This window comes from Arcticibacter sp. MXS-1, from assembly GCF_041902385.1.
Classification (GTDB): Bacteria; Bacteroidota; Bacteroidia; order Sphingobacteriales; family Sphingobacteriaceae; genus Arcticibacter.
Genome location: NZ_CP169244.1, coordinates 2,024,106 through 2,040,549, shown reverse-complemented (window position 1 = coordinate 2,040,549; position 16,444 = coordinate 2,024,106). Strand labels below are relative to the sequence as shown.

The window sequence follows — 16,444 nt, the reverse complement described above, 5'->3', positions numbered from 1 at the left end:
GTATTTCGATATGAATACAACTGTTTACCCCGGATCTCCATATCCCTTAGGCGCAACGTGGGATGGCGAAGGAGTTAATTTCGCACTATATGCCGAAAACGCGCAGGGAGTGGACCTCTGCCTGTTCAAAGACACAGAAGAACCTGTTGAAAGTATAAAAATCAGGCTCAAAGAACGCTCCCATCATATATGGCATGCTTATATCCCTGGATTAAAGCCGGGGCAACTTTATGGATACAGAGTGTATGGCCCCTATGAACCTGAAAATGGGCACCGGTTCAACCCGAATAAGTTACTTATCGATCCTTACGCCAAGGCCATCTCAGGCACCATACAGTGGCACAATTCCCTGTTTGGCTACATTATCGGGCATGAAGATGCTGACCTCAGCTTCAGCGATGAAGATAGCGCGCCCTACATCCCCAAATCCGTTGTCATTGATCCTCACTTTGATTGGGAGGACGACAAGCTCATCCGACTGCCCTATCACAAATCCGTTATTTATGAAACTCACGTGAAGGGTTTTACTCAGCTCCATCCTGACATTCCTGAAAACATCAGAGGGACTTATGCCGCACTCGCCCACCCCGTAACGATCCAATACTTAAAAGAGCTGGGCGTTACTGCTATGGAGCTGATGCCTGTACACCATTTCGTACGCGATTCGTATCTCGTAGATAAAGGACTCACTAATTATTGGGGATATAACACGATCGGCTTCTTTGCTCCGGATGTACGTTACTCCAGTTCAGGAGTGCTGGGAGAACAGGTAAAGGAGTTTAAGGAAATGGTGAAAGCTCTTCATAAAGCGGAGATAGAAGTGATCCTGGATGTGGTCTACAACCACACGGCTGAAGGAAATCAACTGGGGCCGACGCTGTCGTTTAAGGGAATCGATAACGCATCATACTACCGGCTCACCGAGGATAACAAACGATACTACATGGACTATACCGGCACGGGCAACACACTAAATGCGCAGATGCCTGGTGTCCTACGGTTAATTATGGACAGCTTGCGTTATTGGATTACAGAAATGCATGTGGACGGCTTCCGGTTCGACCTTGCCTCTACTCTCGCCCGGGAACTTCATGAAGTAGACCGGCTCGGGTCATTTTTTGACATTATTCACCAAGACCCTACCATATCGCAGGTTAAACTTATTGCCGAACCATGGGACATTGGAGAAGGCGGATATCAGGTAGGCAAGTTTCCTCCAGGATGGGCGGAGTGGAACGGAAAGTACCGTGATTGCCTCCGCGATTACTGGAGAGGAGCCGACAGCATGCTTGGTGAGTTTGCTGAACGATTTACGGGCAGCTCCGACTTGTATAAAGACGACTACAGGCGTCCGACTGCCAGTGTTAACTTCATAACAGCTCATGATGGATTCACTCTTCATGACCTCGTTTCGTATAATGAAAAACATAACGAGGCAAACGGAGAAGACAACAATGACGGAGAAAGCCATAACCGATCCTGGAATTGCGGTGCAGAAGGCCCAACTAACGACAAAGTTATCAACGAGTTAAGGGAGCGTCAAAAACGAAATTTCCTGACGTCGCTCTTCCTTTCTCAGGGTGTTCCGATGCTTGTGGCCGGCGACGAGATTAGCCGCACGCAGGGCGGGAATAACAATGCATACTGTCAGGATAATGAAATCTCCTGGTTAAACTGGGAAGAGGCTGACAAAGAACTTCTGGCGTTTACACAGAAACTTATCCATCTCCGGAAAAAGCATCCGGCATTCAGACGCCGGCGCTGGTTCAGCGGCCAGCCGATCAAAGGAATCGGACTGGAAGACATCGCCTGGTTTCTACCAGAGGGCACAGAGATGCCGGATGAAAGCTGGAATACAAGCTTTGCTAAATCTCTTGGTGTCTTTCTAAACGGCAGGGGAATAAGGTCATTGGGACCAAAGGGTGAACTGATCCAGGATGACAGCTTCTATGTAATATTTAATGGGCACTATGAACCGCTGCATTTTGTCCTTCCTCCATCAAAGTACGGTCACGAGTGGATTAAAATACTCGATACCAGCCTGGGCATGATCGAAGAAGAAGGAGAGGCATTTAAAGCAGGAGATTCCATACACGTGGATAGCAGGTCGGTAGTTCTGCTAAAACAACCTTTGAGAAAGTAAGAATGGATCGCAGAGTATTAGACAACTACCGCCCGGGCCTAAAATTTACCAGCCGGGGACAAGCAGAGGTTGTGCTGTGGGCACCGAATGCACGTCAAGCAGAAATTGTTTTGCAGGATAAGCAGCTCGCCTTGCCGCTGGAAAAACAGGAATTAGGCTATTGGACGCTCATCAGCGATGAGATTAAGCCGGGCGACCTTTACAAGTTCAGACTGGACGCTAAAAGAGACCTTCCCGACCCGGTCTCTATGGGGCAGCCAGAGGGGGTACATGGCCCTTCACTTGCTGTCGACCTCAGCGCCTTTACCTGGTCTGACGGCAATTGGGAGAATTATCCCCTTGACGAGTATATTTTATATGAGCTGCACACCGGAACATTTACGCCCGAAGGGACATTCGCGGGAATCGAAGAAAAACTCGACTACCTCAAGGAACTTGGAATAACCGCTATTGAAATCATGCCCGTCGCTGAATTTCCGGGCGCGAGAAACTGGGGCTATGATGGGGTAGCTCCGTTTGCCGTGCAGCATACCTATGGCGGAGCAGAAGGTCTTCAGCGCCTGGTGAACGCCTGCCACCGCAAGAATATAGCCGTGATACTGGACGTGGTGTACAACCATCTCGGGCCCGAGGGCAACTATCTCCCTGAATTTGGACCCTACTTTACCGACAAGTACAATACTCCCTGGGGAAACGCTGTAAATTTCGACGACGACTATTGCTACGCAGTGCGGCAGTATTTTGTAGAAAATGCGCTCATGTGGTTCCGTGACTTCCACATTGACGCACTGCGAATGGATGCTGTTCATGCCATTAAAGACTTCAGTCCTGTTCATATCCTCCGTGAAATACGCGAGGAAACAGACAAAATAATTGCAGAAACCGGGAAGAAGCATTACCTCATTGTAGAGCTGGATCTGAACGATACTCGTTTTATCAATCCTGTTGACCAGGGGGGTATGGAATGGACGCACAATGGATCGACGAGTTCCACCATGCCCTCAGGGTAACATCCGGAGAAGAAAAGACAGGGTACTATTCTGACTTTCACGGCGTGTCGCATCTCGCTAAGTCCTATCAGGACGCCTATGTGTACGACGGACAATTCTCAGAACACCGGCAAAAGTTTTTCGGAATCAAGGCTGAAAAGAACCCGGGAAAGCAATTTGTCGTCTTCTCACAAAATCACGACCAGGTTGGCAACCGCATGTGCGGCGAACGGATCAACAGACTGTTAAGTTTTGAAATGAAGAAACTTGTAGCCGGTGCTACATTACTCAGTCCGTATCTGCCCATGCTGTTCATGGGAGAAGAATGGGTAGAGCCGCACCCTTTCCTCTACTTCGTGAGTCACACCGATCCTCAGCTCGCTGACGCTGTCAGAAAAGGCAGGAAAGAAGAGTTTAAGGCATTTCATAACCAGGGGAGGCCCCTGACCCCGTGTCCGAAAAAACGTTTGAAGACTCTAAGCTTCAATGGCAGGTGCTCGAGCAGGAACCGCACAGAACGGTTCTCAGCTATTATAAAAAACTTATCTCTCTGAGAAAGACTCACCCGGCGTTAAAAAGCCCCGATCGGCAAAACATGAAAGTTTCCTGCGACGAAAGCACCGAGACCCTTATACTTTACCGATGGAACGAACAAAAGAACATCGTCAGCCTCATGAACTTCTCGGAGAAGGAACAAGAAATTATGCTGCCCGAATTTAAGGAAAGCTGGACAAAAATCATTCATTCCGCAGACACCGAATGGCACGGGAATCACGACTTTCCAGACGATTTTACAGCAGGAGAGACCATTACCCTCAGGCCCGAATCTATCCTCGTATTGGAAGGGCACTAAATCATAGAAGCAGGCTGCATGGTCGCCAGCCTGCTTCTTTTTTCACATTTATTTTAAAAACTAAACACAATTATTACATTTGGAGCCACCTAACAAAAGCCGATGTAGCTCAGCTGGTAGAGCAACGCACTCGTAACGCGTAGGTCGCAGGTTCGATCCCCGTCATCGGCTCTCAGATCCAGATCACCGACAATTTCCGTACGACAGTTGATTTTCAAAAAGAGCGAATCCTGCTACAACGACATCTGTCGTCCTTCCTTCTCCCGATGTGTTCCTCAAAATCTATTTTTCGCTTAAGCTGACATTCCTGCGTGCATCCCCAATTGCCTGCAAAGTCCCCTTCAATTCATATCCTCAACTGTTTAAAATCTGAGCGCAACCGCATTCTGCTCAGCCGGCACTGACCGTGTAGCGGCAGGCAGAACAAACCTGGGCACCGTTCCTAAAAATAATCTTCAGCACTCCTCCAAGCATGCCCATCGCCGCAAACCTCGTAGTGGTGATCGGTCAACGATCGAAAACGATAGTCCTGGGTTATGACCACCCGCTTTTGTTCCGCGAAGCGCAAGGTGAGTAACAACAAAATCTTCAAACGGCGGAATTGCAGAGACGGATCGGTGGTTCCTGGTAGCAAGTGTTTTTCAACTTCACAAATAAATAAAACAAGCGTTTTCGCATTCGGTTGTAATGTCTAAGAAAGCGTTTCTTTGTAACTAATAATAGCAGAATACCATGTCGTCAAACCCTGTCTCAACATACCGGATACAATTTCACAAGGACTTTACTTTTCACGACTTGGAGAAAGTCATCCCCTACCTGCGAAAGCTCGGCATCAAAACCCTCTACGCTTCGCCAGTTTTCAAATCTACATCGGGAAGTACCCACGGGTATGACGTGCTGGACCCGCATGTGATAAATCCCGAGGTAGGCACTGAAGAACAGCTCCGGGAACTGAGCCGGAGCCTCAAAGAACTGGGAATCGGCTGGCTTCAGGATATCGTGCCTAATCACATGGCTTTCTCGCCACACAACCCCTGGCTGATGGATCTCCTCGAAAAAGGACCTCAATCCACCTATGCCCCTTTCTTCGATACAGCCCTTAGCAGCGAGCTTTACAGGGGGCGGATGATGGTACCCTTCCTTGGCTCACCACTCGACGAAGTGATAGAAAAGGGCGAATTAAAAGTCGACTATCAGGAAGGCCGGCTCGTCTTCAATTACTATGACAACTACTATCCTTTAAATCCAAGGTCTTATGAGGAGATCCTCAACAACAGCGACGAACAGCCGTCTGAAGGACTAAGTCAGGTACTTTCACAAATGCATCAAATCCATCAGATCGAAGATGCAACTCAGTATACCGATCGTTGGAACGAATTTCTTCTTCAGTTGTCAGCCTTTATGAAGAACGACGCAACTGCCGGATACATAAAAAAATGCATAGAAAATATCAATAACGACAAAGATCGGCTCAGTCAACTGGCAGAAGAACAGATTTATCGCTTGTGCAGCTGGCAGGAAACAGACCAGCAGATCACGTTCAGAAGATTCTTCACCGTTAACGGTCTCATCTGTCTGAACATCCAGGATGAGCAGGTTTTCGATACCTATCACCAGTTTATAAAAGCATTACTGAAAGAGGGCGTTATAAACGGGCTGCGCGTAGACCATGTAGACGGGCTGTTTGATCCGAGCGGCTATCTTGACAAATTGCGTGAACTCGCCGGAGACGACACCTACATCGTGGTTGAAAAGATACTTGAACCCGGAGAACAAATTCCACAGCACTGGCCTATCCAAGGTAATACAGGTTACGACTTCCTTTCTCTTGTCAATAACGTGTTTACTGCTAAAGAAAGTGAAACAGCGTTCAGTGAATTCTATAGCACCCTTGTGAGCGAAGACGCGGAAGTTCAGGAACAGATCTATACGAAGAAAGCTTACATCCTTCACCAGCACATGGCCGGCGAACTGGAGAACCTTCACCGGCTCCTCCTCAACTCCGACCTCCTGGACAGCAAGTCGGCCGCTCTCATAAAAGACGGGGATCTTAAATCAGCAATCGGGGAATTACTCATTCAGTGCCCTATATACCGGTACTATGGCAACAGCTTCCCTCTTTCAAAGACTGAAGAAGGCGCCTTAAAGACAATTCTGGAAAGAATCAGAAAGGAAAAGCCTGAATTACGCGCAGCAGTCGGCGTTCTTGAAGACATCCTGATTAAGAAGCCGCGGAATGGCGACGACGAGTATAACGACCGGGCTCTATATTTCTACCAGCGCTGCATGCAGTTCACCGGCCCTCTGATGGCCAAAGGGGTTGAAGACACTTTAATGTACACTTACAACCGTTTCATAGCCCATAATGAAGTTGGCGACTCACCGGAAGCATTCGGAATGAGCTCCGACGAGTTTCACGGGAAAATGCAGGAGCGACAGGAGAACTTTCCCTTATCCCTGAACGCTACTTCTACCCACGACACGAAACGAGGCGAAGACGTAAGAGCCCGACTGAATGTACTCAGCGACGTCCCCGCAGAATGGCTTCAGAAGACCGGCGAATGGTTCGAGCTTAATCGCGGTTTGAAGGAGGGCGAGGGGCCAGACGAAAATGACGAGTACCTGATCTACCAAACCCTTATCGGCTCATATCCTATGCCAGGCCAAAGTGAAGATGAATTTAAGGAGCGGATACAGAATTACATTGAGAAAGCCCTGCGGGAAGCCAAACAAAACTCAAACTGGACCAGTCCCAATGCCCCCTATGAGGAGGCTACGAAAAAATTTGCTGTACAGCTTCTGGACAAGACTTCTTCCTTCTGGAAGAGCTTTGCACCTTTCCACAAGAAAATCGCTGATCTTGGGGTTATCAACTCCTTAGCCCAGCTTATCCTCAAGTTTATGTGTCCGGGCGTACCCGACGTATATCAGGGCTGCGAGCTCTGGGACCTGAGCATGGTGGACCCCGACAACCGTAGAGCAGTCGACTACAAACTTCGGACGAAGCTGCTTGAAGAAGTTGAAAATAGTGAGCATCAGCAGGGTTTTACTTCCTGGCTTTGGGAAAAGCGCTATGAGGGACATCCTAAGTTGTGGCTGACCCAGCTTCTGCTAAAGGAACGCCGGGCAAACTACGAGGTCTTTGCAAAAGGCGAGTATATCCCGCTAAAGGTCAAAGGAAAGTATAAAGACAACATCTTTGCCTTCGCCCGCCGGCATCAGCAAAGTCTCTATGTCACAATGGTGCCTCTCCACGTTGCCAGGATGCTCGGCAAGGAGGACCTTGAAATAGCGGGGATCGACTGGAAAAACACACGCGTGATCCTGCCTCAACTGGCGTCGCAGGACTGGACTCACCTGCTGAGGAAAGGAGTAACCGGCACTTCTAATGAAGAGATCCTAATCAACGATGTCTTTGGAGACCTGCCATTTGCAGTAATAAAGTTCGAACAAAAGTCCTCAGGCAGGGCTGCCGGCATTTTGATGCATATTACGTCGCTGCCGTCGTCATTCGGCATAGGCGACTTTGGTCCTGGAGCGAAAAGTTTCGCTGACTTCCTGGCCAGCAGCGGTCAGAAATTCTGGCAGCTGCTTCCACTCTCGCCAACAGAGCAGGGAAGCGGCAACTCGCCATATAGCTCATACTCGAGCATGGCAGGCAATCCGCTTTTGATCAGTCCAGAACTACTTGTCCAGAATGGACTGCTGGGCAGAAAAAAACAGAGGAGATGGCTCTTCCGATAAAGTCAAAAGCAGACTTTTCAGGAGCACAAAAGCTGAGGGATATTTTATTTGAAAAAGCTTTCCGGAACTTCAAGGAGGGAGAACACAGCAGGCTGAAAAGAGAATTCTCCTCTTTCTGCCACAGGGAAGCCGCCTGGCTGGAGGATTTTGCCCTCTATATCGTGTTAAAACAAAAAAATGAAGGGAAAGCATGGTTCCAGTGGGCAGATGAGTACAAGTTGAGAAATCGAGACGCACTGCAAACCTTCAGGCAGGAAAACCAGGAGTTGCTTGAGAAAACCAGGTTCCTGCAGTTTCTTTTCCACGAGCAATGGCATGACTTGAAAAGCTATTGCAACAACCTGGGAATACAGCTGTTTGGTGACATGCCATTTTATGTAAGCTACGATTCCGCAGACGTCTGGGCAAATCCTGAGATTTTCAGTCTCGACGCTGAGGGCCACATGGTCGGAGTAGCAGGAGTTCCTCCCGATTACTTTAACGAGAACGGGCAGCTATGGGGTATGCCAGTGTTCAAGTGGGATGTGCTGAAAAAGCAGGGCTATGACTGGTGGGTTCAGCGGGTTAAAAAGAACATCGAGCTATTCGACCTGCTCCGTTTTGACCACTTCCGGGCGTTTTCAGCCTATTGGGAAGTTCCCGCGAGTGAAGAGACGGCGAAAAACGGTGAGTGGAAACCCGGACCAGGGAAAGACTTATTCAAGATCCTCCTGAAAAAGCTGGGTAAACTGCCATTTGTTGCTGAAGACCTGGGCGATATCGATGCTCCCGTATACGCGCTTAGGGATTGCTTTGGCTTTCCGGGCATGAAAGTCCTTCAGTTTGCGTTTGGAGAGGATATGCCCGAGGCTGTGGCAATTCCTCACCGGTTCACCGAAAACTTCTTCGTGTATACCGGCACTCATGATAACAATACCACCAGGGGCTGGTATGAAAACGATGCGACCGAAGTCATCAGGAAAAACCTGAACGACTATACAGGGTCTAAAGTAAAGGCATCCAACGTTCATGAAGTATTAGGCAGGATGGCTTACGCCTCAGTAGCAAAAGTGGCAATTCTGCCCTTGCAGGACATACTGGGATTAGATAGAAAGAGCAGAATGAACAGTCCCGCGTCTTCCGAAGGCAACTGGAACTGGCGGCTCAAGCCAGGCCAGCTAGGGAAGAAGGAAGAAGAACTGCTGAGGGAGTGGGTCCGAATCTACGGACGATGGTAGCAGTATAAAAAAGAAGGGCGGCGCTAAACAATTAACGCCGTTCTTCTTATTACAAACTATTGAGCCTTCACTGCTTGTCTGGCAAGCAGCAGCCACTTTCCCTGCTGCTTTTGAAACACAAGAAGAATGTTAAGGCTAACGTTACCAGGCTTTCCCCCGTCATTGGTACTCGCAGCGAGGTGATGCCTCACAATAGCAGTGTTTCCGGATACCTGCACCGTTTGATTAGTCAGATCTATTGTAACAAAATCAGACTTGCCACTTGCAATACTTTCGACAAAGGTCGCTTTGTCCTCCACCTTACCGCCCGAATGACCGTAACTCAGATTTTTAGAGGCGACTGCCTCCAAAGCCGACCGGTTACCATCTATCATTGCTTTCGTAAGCGTTTCTACAGCAGCCGCAACTTCTTTTTCACTCTTGGTCTGTGCTACAAGATGATAAGACATCATGAGCAGCAAACAGACTACAGGCGCAATTTTCCTCATAACTCGTATTTATTTAAAGCCAAACTTATAGAAAAATGGCAATCCTTCTGACTCAGATCCTACTTTTTTTGCAGGTAACTACCCGTTTTTGAAATTAGGTAAACCAAAGCGTTCGCCCTATGTTAACCAAAGGCAGATATCTTAAAAACATCTACTAAATACTTACCTATGAAAAAATGAACTTATTTATTACTAATGCTACTAGGTAGCGTTTCTATTCTTCCTTCCTGTAGTGACGATGATGACGACGACATGATCCAAAGCCAGGTATTTGTGAACGAAGCAGCAAGTTCCAACATGTTTGAAATTCAGTCGTCCATGCTTGCCAGAGACCGCTCATCAAACCAGAGCATTGACGATTTTGCTGAGCATATGATAACGGATCACACAGCCGCTTCACTTGAGCTTGCGGCTACGGCAAAGTCAAACAATCTCACTGTTCCTACCGCGATGGCGACCAAACACCAGGAAATGTACAATAAATTAAACGGAATTACAGACATTGCTCAGTTTGAGAAAGAGTATGCGAGCATGATGGAAGACTCTCACGAAGAAGCCGTCGAACTATTTGAAAGAGGCGCCGGCCACGCCGATCTTGAAGCCATCAGAGTATTTGCAGCAAGCAAAGTCGATAAACTAAGAGAGCACCTTACAGGAGCTCAGGCGCTTGATAAAATGTTTAACGACTAGTCAGAACACATCCTTGAACTTTAACTAACTATCTGCAAGCCGCCGTACGGGCGGCTTTTTTTGTGAAAGTCTATTTGTTTTTAAGTGGACACAAAGAACGTTCATCTAACTTCCATCGCCTTTGTGCGTACAGCTAATGCACGTTTTTTGCGAAAGTCTTTTTGCGCTTCTAATCAAAAGGCCTCGCATCGCCTTCATAAAGAGCTCACAGCCTGCTCATCAATATTTTCCTGTTGTACGTCTTTATGAGCCGTTTTGCCTAAGTTTGCAAATGAAAGAGCATCGATGGCCGGAATATATCTTCATATCCCATTCTGTAAGAAAGCGTGTTTTTACTGCGATTTCCATTTTTCCACCTCGGTAAAGTATCGTCAGGAGGTCATCCAGGCCATGCATTCCGAACTAGAACTTCAAAAAGGTCATCTGGCGGGCGCGCCTATTGAGACAATCTATTTTGGGGGCGGCACTCCTTCTATACTCTCATCCTCGGAAATTCAGAAGTTTATCGATCACATTTCAGCGCTTCATTGGGTATCAGCGTCAGCGGAAATAACGCTCGAAGCCAACCCGGACGACCTGGACGAGCAGCAGGTGAGAGCACTAAGACAAACGTCTATCAACCGCTTCAGCATAGGCGTACAGTCGTTTTACGAAGAAGATCTGCGCTGGATGAACCGTGCACATACTGCCTCTGAAGCCGACGGGGCGGTAAAAAGAGTTCAGGACGCTGGCTTTGAGAACATCACACTGGATCTGATTTACGGCTATCCCCTTCTTAGTGATCAAAAGTGGGCCAGCAACATCGCAAAGGTCATTGAGCTCGGCGTCCCCCACCTCTCTGCTTACGCCATGACCGTAGAGCATAGAACGGCCCTTGCTCACTTTATAAAAAAAGGGAAACAGCCGGACATGGATGACCATCAAAGCTCTTCTCAATTCCTCGCTCTGATTGCAGCTCTTACGGAAAGAGGATTTGACCACTACGAAATATCCAACTTTGCTAAGCCAGGCTTCTATTCGCGACATAACACAAGCTACTGGAAAGGCGTTTCCTACCTGGGTATCGGCCCCTCGGCACACAGCTTTAACGGGACGGAGCGCCGCTGGAATATTGCGAATAACGCCCGTTATATGGAAAGCCTTTCAAAAGGACTCATCGCGGCTGAGCGGGAAACACTAACACGCAAAGACAGGGTGAACGAGTACATTATGACCTCGCTAAGAACAATGTGGGGGATGGACCTCCTGAAAATAGAAAAGGAATTCGGGCATCATTACCGCTTGCAGGTTGAACACCAACTCGAAGAATTTGCTAAAAAAGGCTGGCTGGACATCGCAGATAATATTGTTACACTCTCCTTACAGGGCAAGCTCTTTGCCGATCACATTGCTGCATCCCTCTTCACAGAGGAAGAATAATAAATGCGTACTGTCTTCGTTTCCCTTGTTTAACCGCAAGCCGGTGCTTAATTTTGAAATTTAAATACATCTGCATGGGTATAAAACTTACACCAATTGACATCGTTGAAGACATCAGTAAAGAAGACTTTGTAAAGAACTACCTCCTCCCCAGAAGGGCAGTTGTGATAAAAAACATGGCAAAGCGTTGGCCGGCTTTTGAAAAATGGACATTCGACTATCTCAAGGAAACGGTGGGCGACATCGCAGTACCCTTATACGACAGCTCAAAAGCCGACCCTTCGAAGCCTATTAATGCAGCCGCCGCTGAAATGAAATTCGGCGACTACATTGACCTGATACAAAAAGAGCCTACAGACCTGAGGATCTTTCTTTTCGACCCGATCAAACATGCCCCCCGCCCGCTGGAAGACTATCGGGCACCCAAAGAGCTGATAGGCGGCTTTCTCGACAGTTATCCTAACATGTTCTTCGGAGGAAAAGGATCGGTAACCTTCCTTCATTACGACATTGACCTCGCACACATCTTCCATACCCATTTCCTGGGAAGGAAGCACATCATACTTTTCGACTATAAATGGAAAGAAAGGCTCTATTGTATCCCCTTTGCAACTTATGCCCTCGAGGATTACGATATCACCAACCCTGATTTTACGAAATTTCCCGCTCTGAGAGGAATTGAAGGTTATGAGGCATTTTTAGAACATGGAGACACTCTGTTCATGCCAACCGGCATGTGGCACTGGATGAAATACCTGGACGGATCTTTTTCCATTTCGCTCCGAGCATGGGACAAGTCGCTGGCTGTAAAAGCTAAAAGTTTGTATAATCTCACGATCCAGCGAAAATTCGATGACATCATGAAAAAGAACCTTAGCAGCAAATACATGTCGTGGAAGGAGAGACTCGCCATTAAACGGGCGGAAAAAGCATTAGCAGAAGGCCGGCCGATGTAATCTTAGGTCCGGCTTCGGACTAAACCCAATATTAGTAACATCGAAATTCAAAATTATGAATATTGCATGCTTCGGCGAGATCCTTTGGGACAACTTTAAAACGGGAAAGAAGGCCGGCGGTGCCCCAATGAACGTAGCGCTGCACCTCCACCGGCAGGGGGCTGAAAGCCGCCTCATTAGCAGTATTGGTCAGGACGAAAGCGGTTCCGGCCTTGTTTCCTTCATAAAAGGATACGGCTTGAATACAGGTCTCATACAAACTCACCCGGCCTTACCTACTGGCCAGGTGGAAGTAGAGCTTGACAAGGCTGGACATGCCACCTACACCATTACCAGGCCAGTCGCCTGGGACGAGATCATCTTCAGGGAAGACCTCGAGTCGGCAGCAAGACAAGCCGACGCGATAGTCTTCGGAAGCCTCGCAAGCCGCCTCCCCACCAGTCGGGAAACGCTTTTGAAGCTCCTGAGCCTATCAAAGGTGAAGATATTTGACATGAACCTTCGCCCTCCTCATTTCGACGACAGAACTCTTTCAGTATTGCTCAGCAATACTGATGTGCTGAAAATAAATGAAGACGAGCTGGCCTTCCTAGTAAAGCTCTATGACCTCAGCTCTGAAACAACCGCGGAACTCATTACTGAACTGAGTACAGCCTGTGAAGTCGGCACCATTTGTCTGACCATGGGTCAACATGGTGCGATGGTACTTTACAAAGATAAGATATACCGGCACCCGGGGTTCAGGATAAAAGTAGCCGACACAGTCGGTGCCGGCGACGCCTTTCTTGCCACCTTCGTAAGGAACTTTCTTGCCCGGGAAAGTCCGTGGCTGGTACTGGAACGAGCCTGCGCTGCAGGAGCGATCGTAGCGTCACGCGCGGGAGCCAATCCTGAATACAGTGCTGACGAGATCAATAATCATTCCCTGCACTTAAATCCCGAGCCGCAACAGTAAACGCGTGCAGATTTTTCTGAGTTCTAAACGGCCCAAAGAACTTTCAACGCACTTTCATCAGGGTTTAAACATGGAGCTCATCAATGTCTTTCTCTACGAAAGCCCCCTGCTTTCGGGCTCAGCCCGAATTGCTGCCTGCCTTATTCCGCTTTTACAGAACAAGCGCTCCGGCCTCCAATCCCAGGTTCCCGGTTTCACTGGTTTTTGACAAAACTCAAACACCGCCTGCTGCTGAAACTATTAACTTAGAACTTGCGTTATCATTAACTGAAAGGCAAGGAATATATGCGGGGATACTCTTTTTCACAATATCTGCCAGATGAGCTACCGAAAGGCGGATTTGACGAGTTGTTTAAATTATTTTTAGAGCTTCTTAACTACACTTCAGGAGATGCAAATGAAGCGCTCGCCTGGATGAATGAGCTCGACAAGCAATATAACATCACTACCGATGAATATGGGATGGGCGACTTCATCGAGGATCTCAGGCAGAAAGGATATATCGATGGGGATAAGGACAACGGCGGTTTCGCTATAACCGGAAAGACTGAACAAAGCATCAGACGCTCCGCGCTTGAAGAGATCTTCGGTAAGCTGAAGAAGTCGGGCAAGGGGAGCCACCACAGCAATCTGTCGGGACCGGGCGAAGAAAAAATGCAGACAGAAGGGAGTTCCAGTTTGGAGACAGCCTGGATCAGATCGACATGACGGCCTCTATTCATAACGCCCAGATTAACCATGGCATCAACGATTTTGCGATTACTGAAAAGGATCTGGAAGTGGAGGAAAAAGATTACAAAACCCTTACCTCTACGGTCCTTATGATCGACATTTCTCACTCGATGATCCTTTACGGCGAGGATCGCATTACGCCTGCCAAGAAGGTCGCTATGGCATTGGCCGAACTGATCAGAACGAAGTATCCTAAAGACACACTCGACATAGTCGTCTTTGGTAATGATGCCTGGCCTATAGCACTGAAAGATCTTCCTTACCTGCAGGTTGGCCCCTACCATACCAATACCTACGCGGGACTTGAGTTGGCTACTGACATTCTAAGGCGAAGAAAGACCACCAACAAGCAGATCTTCATGATCACCGACGGGAAACCCACTTGTCTGAAAGAAGGAGCACGGTATTACAAAAACAGTATCGGCCTTGATCGTAAGGTTGTGAACAAGACCCTTAATATGGCAGCGCAGTGCAAGCGTCTTAATATTCCTATTACTACGTTTATGATTGCCCGGGATCCCTACCTTCAGCAATTTGTAAGAAAGTTCACTGAAATCAACGGGGGAAAAGCCTTTTATAGTTCCCTGAAAGGTTTGGGAGAATACATATTTGAAGACTATATCCGGAACCGGAGAAGGACAGTACGTTAGCGAATCCGTACGGCTCAGTGCGAAAACCGATCAACCAACTATTTCTTAAAACGAAAAAAAGACTAACGAGCAAACATGAGTACATTAAAAGATATAAAGACATTCGGAGAACTAAAGAAATCAGGATACAAAAGCAGGAGCATCAAAGAGGAACTCCGGGAAAACTTAATCGATCAGCTGAAGAACAAGGAAGCGGGGTTTGAAGGCATCATTGGCTATGAAGACACCGTCATGCCTGATCTTCAGACTGCCATTCTTTCGCGTCACAACATTCTGCTGCTGGGCTTGCGGGGACAAGCAAAAACGCGGATCGCACGCCTGATGGTGAACCTGCTCGACGAATACGTACCCTTTGTAGAGGGCTCTGAGCTCTTTGACGATCCGTTTAACCCGATCTCGTGGTTCGCCAGACAACAGATAGCAGAAAAGGGCGACGAGACCCCTATCGCCTGGTTACACCGATCGGAGAGATATACCGAAAAACTGGCAACCCCTGACGTTACCGTCGCTGATCTGATCGGGGACGTTGACCCCATAAAGGCTGCTACTCTTAAACTCACCTACTCCGACGAACGGGTCATCCATTTTGGCCTTATCCCGAGGGCCCACCGCGGCATATTTGTCATTAATGAACTTCCCGACCTGCAGGCCCGCATTCAGGTTGCCTTATTTAATATCCTTCAGGAAAAGGATATTCAGATAAGAGGTTTTAAATTACGGCTTCCACTTGATGTCCAGTTTGTTTTTACAGCGAATCCCGAAGACTATACCAACCGCGGCTCCATTGTCACCCCTTTAAAAGACCGGATTGAAAGTCAGATCCTGACGCACTATCCAAGGAGTGTTGAGATATCAAGAAAGATCACCCAGCAGGAGGCTTCGCTGACTCCAGCACAGCGGGAAAAAATTGAAGCAGATGGCCTGGTAAAAGACCTGGTGGAACAAATTGCTTTTGAAGCCAGGAATTCCGAATATATTGATAAAAAGTCTGGCGTCTCTGCCCGTCTGACAATATCAGCATATGAAAACCTCATTTCAAATGCAGAAAGGAGGATGCTGATCAATGGCGAAGACCAAACATTCGTACGAATATGCGACTTCGTTGGAGTTATGCCCGCCATTACAGGAAAGATCGAACTGGTATATGAGGGAGAACAGGAAGGCTCTGCGAAGGTTGCACACATCCTCGTAGGCAAAGCAATCAAGACCCTGATGCTGCAATATTTTCCAGATCCCGAAAAGACGAAAAGATCAAAGGGAGAAAATCCGTATACAAGTATTATCAACTGGTTCGGTTCCGGCAACACACTCGATATTCGTGACAATCAATCCCTAAACGAGTATAAAAAGTCGCTTGCATCCGTACCCGGACTTAAAGAAGTGGTAAAACAGTTCCACCCTCGCCTGAGCGAAAATCAGCGCCTTCTTTTGATGGAATTCCTCCTTCACGGTCTCTCAGAATTCTCGCAGATCAGTAAGTCGCCACTCGATGGCGGGTACTCATTCAAGGACATGTTCGAAAGCCTTTTTAACGCCAAATTCGATGAGGATGAAGGAAACTATGAAGAATAATCCCAACTTTACCCTTTCTAAGCAGAAAGTACTTAG

At 47.8% G+C, this 16,444-nt stretch carries 12 protein-coding genes, 1 tRNA gene and 1 pseudogene; 13 read left to right on the top strand and 1 reads right to left on the bottom strand.

Annotated elements, in window-relative coordinates:
- Window positions 1–10 precede the first annotated feature (10 nt).
- From glgX to malQ, 7 genes are all read left to right on the top strand, one after another.
- Window positions 11–2,143: a glycogen debranching protein GlgX gene (gene glgX, locus ACES2C_RS08855; protein WP_374166589.1), complete on the top strand. Its 2,133-nt coding sequence runs from the start codon at window positions 11–13 to the stop codon at window positions 2,141–2,143.
- Window positions 2,144–2,145: 2 nt separating this feature from the next.
- Entirely contained in the window at window positions 2,146–3,153 is a 1,008-nt protein-coding gene (locus ACES2C_RS08850; protein WP_374166588.1) for an alpha-amylase family glycosyl hydrolase, read from the top strand.
- A complete protein-coding gene (locus ACES2C_RS08845; protein ID WP_374166587.1) occupies window positions 3,108–3,686 on the top strand; it encodes a hypothetical protein in 579 nt (192 codons plus the stop codon). The genes ACES2C_RS08850 and ACES2C_RS08845 overlap by 46 nt, the downstream gene beginning before the upstream one ends.
- Window positions 3,584–3,985, top strand: coding sequence for a DUF3459 domain-containing protein (locus ACES2C_RS08840; RefSeq protein ID WP_374166586.1), 402 nt, complete (start codon window positions 3,584–3,586; stop codon window positions 3,983–3,985). The genes ACES2C_RS08845 and ACES2C_RS08840 overlap by 103 nt, the downstream gene beginning before the upstream one ends.
- 98 nt (window positions 3,986–4,083) lie before the next feature.
- A tRNA-Thr gene (locus ACES2C_RS08835) sits at window positions 4,084–4,156 on the top strand.
- Between the two features lie 561 nt (window positions 4,157–4,717).
- Window positions 4,718–7,729, top strand: a complete 3,012-nt coding sequence (gene treY, locus ACES2C_RS08830) for a malto-oligosyltrehalose synthase (protein ID WP_374166585.1) — start codon at window positions 4,718–4,720, stop codon at window positions 7,727–7,729.
- On the top strand, window positions 7,714–8,946 hold the full coding sequence (gene malQ, locus ACES2C_RS08825) for a 4-alpha-glucanotransferase (protein ID WP_374166584.1): 1,233 nt from the start codon (window positions 7,714–7,716) through the stop codon (window positions 8,944–8,946). Before treY ends, malQ begins: the two co-directional genes overlap by 16 nt.
- Before the next feature lie 56 nt (window positions 8,947–9,002).
- Here the strand turns inward: malQ and ACES2C_RS08820 are convergent, their stop codons facing one another.
- Window positions 9,003–9,434, bottom strand: a complete 432-nt coding sequence (locus ACES2C_RS08820) for a nuclear transport factor 2 family protein (protein ID WP_374166583.1) — start codon at window positions 9,432–9,434, stop codon at window positions 9,003–9,005.
- A gap of 195 nt (window positions 9,435–9,629) precedes the next feature.
- On the opposite strand from ACES2C_RS08820, the gene ACES2C_RS08815 reads away from it, so the two are divergent.
- The 6 genes and pseudogenes from ACES2C_RS08815 to ACES2C_RS08790 all read left to right on the top strand — a co-directional run bounded on the left by ACES2C_RS08815 (window position 9,630) and on the right by ACES2C_RS08790 (window position 16,408).
- The gene (locus ACES2C_RS08815; RefSeq protein WP_374166582.1) at window positions 9,630–10,124 is read left to right on the top strand and encodes a DUF4142 domain-containing protein; all 495 of its coding nucleotides are present in this window, start codon (window positions 9,630–9,632) and stop codon (window positions 10,122–10,124) included.
- A 285-nt stretch (window positions 10,125–10,409) separates the two neighbouring features.
- Window positions 10,410–11,543, top strand: a complete 1,134-nt coding sequence (gene hemW, locus ACES2C_RS08810) for a radical SAM family heme chaperone HemW (protein ID WP_374166581.1) — start codon at window positions 10,410–10,412, stop codon at window positions 11,541–11,543.
- A 74-nt stretch (window positions 11,544–11,617) separates the two neighbouring features.
- Complete coding sequence (locus ACES2C_RS08805) at window positions 11,618–12,499, top strand: cupin-like domain-containing protein (protein WP_374166580.1); 882 nt, start codon at window positions 11,618–11,620, stop codon at window positions 12,497–12,499.
- A gap of 55 nt (window positions 12,500–12,554) precedes the next feature.
- Window positions 12,555–13,454, top strand: a complete 900-nt coding sequence (locus ACES2C_RS08800; protein WP_374166579.1) for a carbohydrate kinase — start codon at window positions 12,555–12,557, stop codon at window positions 13,452–13,454.
- Window positions 13,455–13,739: 285 nt separating this feature from the next.
- A pseudogene (locus ACES2C_RS08795) lies at window positions 13,740–14,836 on the top strand (VWA domain-containing protein).
- 75 nt (window positions 14,837–14,911) lie between these two features.
- A complete protein-coding gene (locus ACES2C_RS08790; protein ID WP_374166578.1) occupies window positions 14,912–16,408 on the top strand; it encodes a sigma 54-interacting transcriptional regulator in 1,497 nt (498 codons plus the stop codon).
- Window positions 16,409–16,444: the final 36 nt, after the last annotated feature.

Bases quoted from the DNA above. Each gene is read 5' to 3' on its own strand.
- glgX (WP_374166589.1), top strand. From the start codon at position 11: ATGAATACAACTGTTTACCCCGGATCTCCATATCCCTTAGGCGCAACG.
- ACES2C_RS08850 (WP_374166588.1), top strand. From the start codon at position 2,146: ATGGATCGCAGAGTATTAGACAACTACCGCCCGGGCCTAAAATTTACC.
- ACES2C_RS08845 (WP_374166587.1), top strand. From the start codon at position 3,108: ATGGACGCACAATGGATCGACGAGTTCCACCATGCCCTCAGGGTAACA.
- treY (WP_374166585.1), top strand. From the start codon at position 4,718: ATGTCGTCAAACCCTGTCTCAACATACCGGATACAATTTCACAAGGAC.
- malQ (WP_374166584.1), top strand. From the start codon at position 7,714: ATGGCTCTTCCGATAAAGTCAAAAGCAGACTTTTCAGGAGCACAAAAG.
- ACES2C_RS08820 (WP_374166583.1), bottom strand. From the start codon at position 9,434: ATGAGGAAAATTGCGCCTGTAGTCTGTTTGCTGCTCATGATGTCTTAT.
- ACES2C_RS08815 (WP_374166582.1), top strand. From the start codon at position 9,630: ATGCTACTAGGTAGCGTTTCTATTCTTCCTTCCTGTAGTGACGATGAT.
- hemW (WP_374166581.1), top strand. From the start codon at position 10,410: ATGGCCGGAATATATCTTCATATCCCATTCTGTAAGAAAGCGTGTTTT.
- ACES2C_RS08805 (WP_374166580.1), top strand. From the start codon at position 11,618: ATGGGTATAAAACTTACACCAATTGACATCGTTGAAGACATCAGTAAA.
- ACES2C_RS08800 (WP_374166579.1), top strand. From the start codon at position 12,555: ATGAATATTGCATGCTTCGGCGAGATCCTTTGGGACAACTTTAAAACG.
- ACES2C_RS08790 (WP_374166578.1), top strand. From the start codon at position 14,912: ATGAGTACATTAAAAGATATAAAGACATTCGGAGAACTAAAGAAATCA.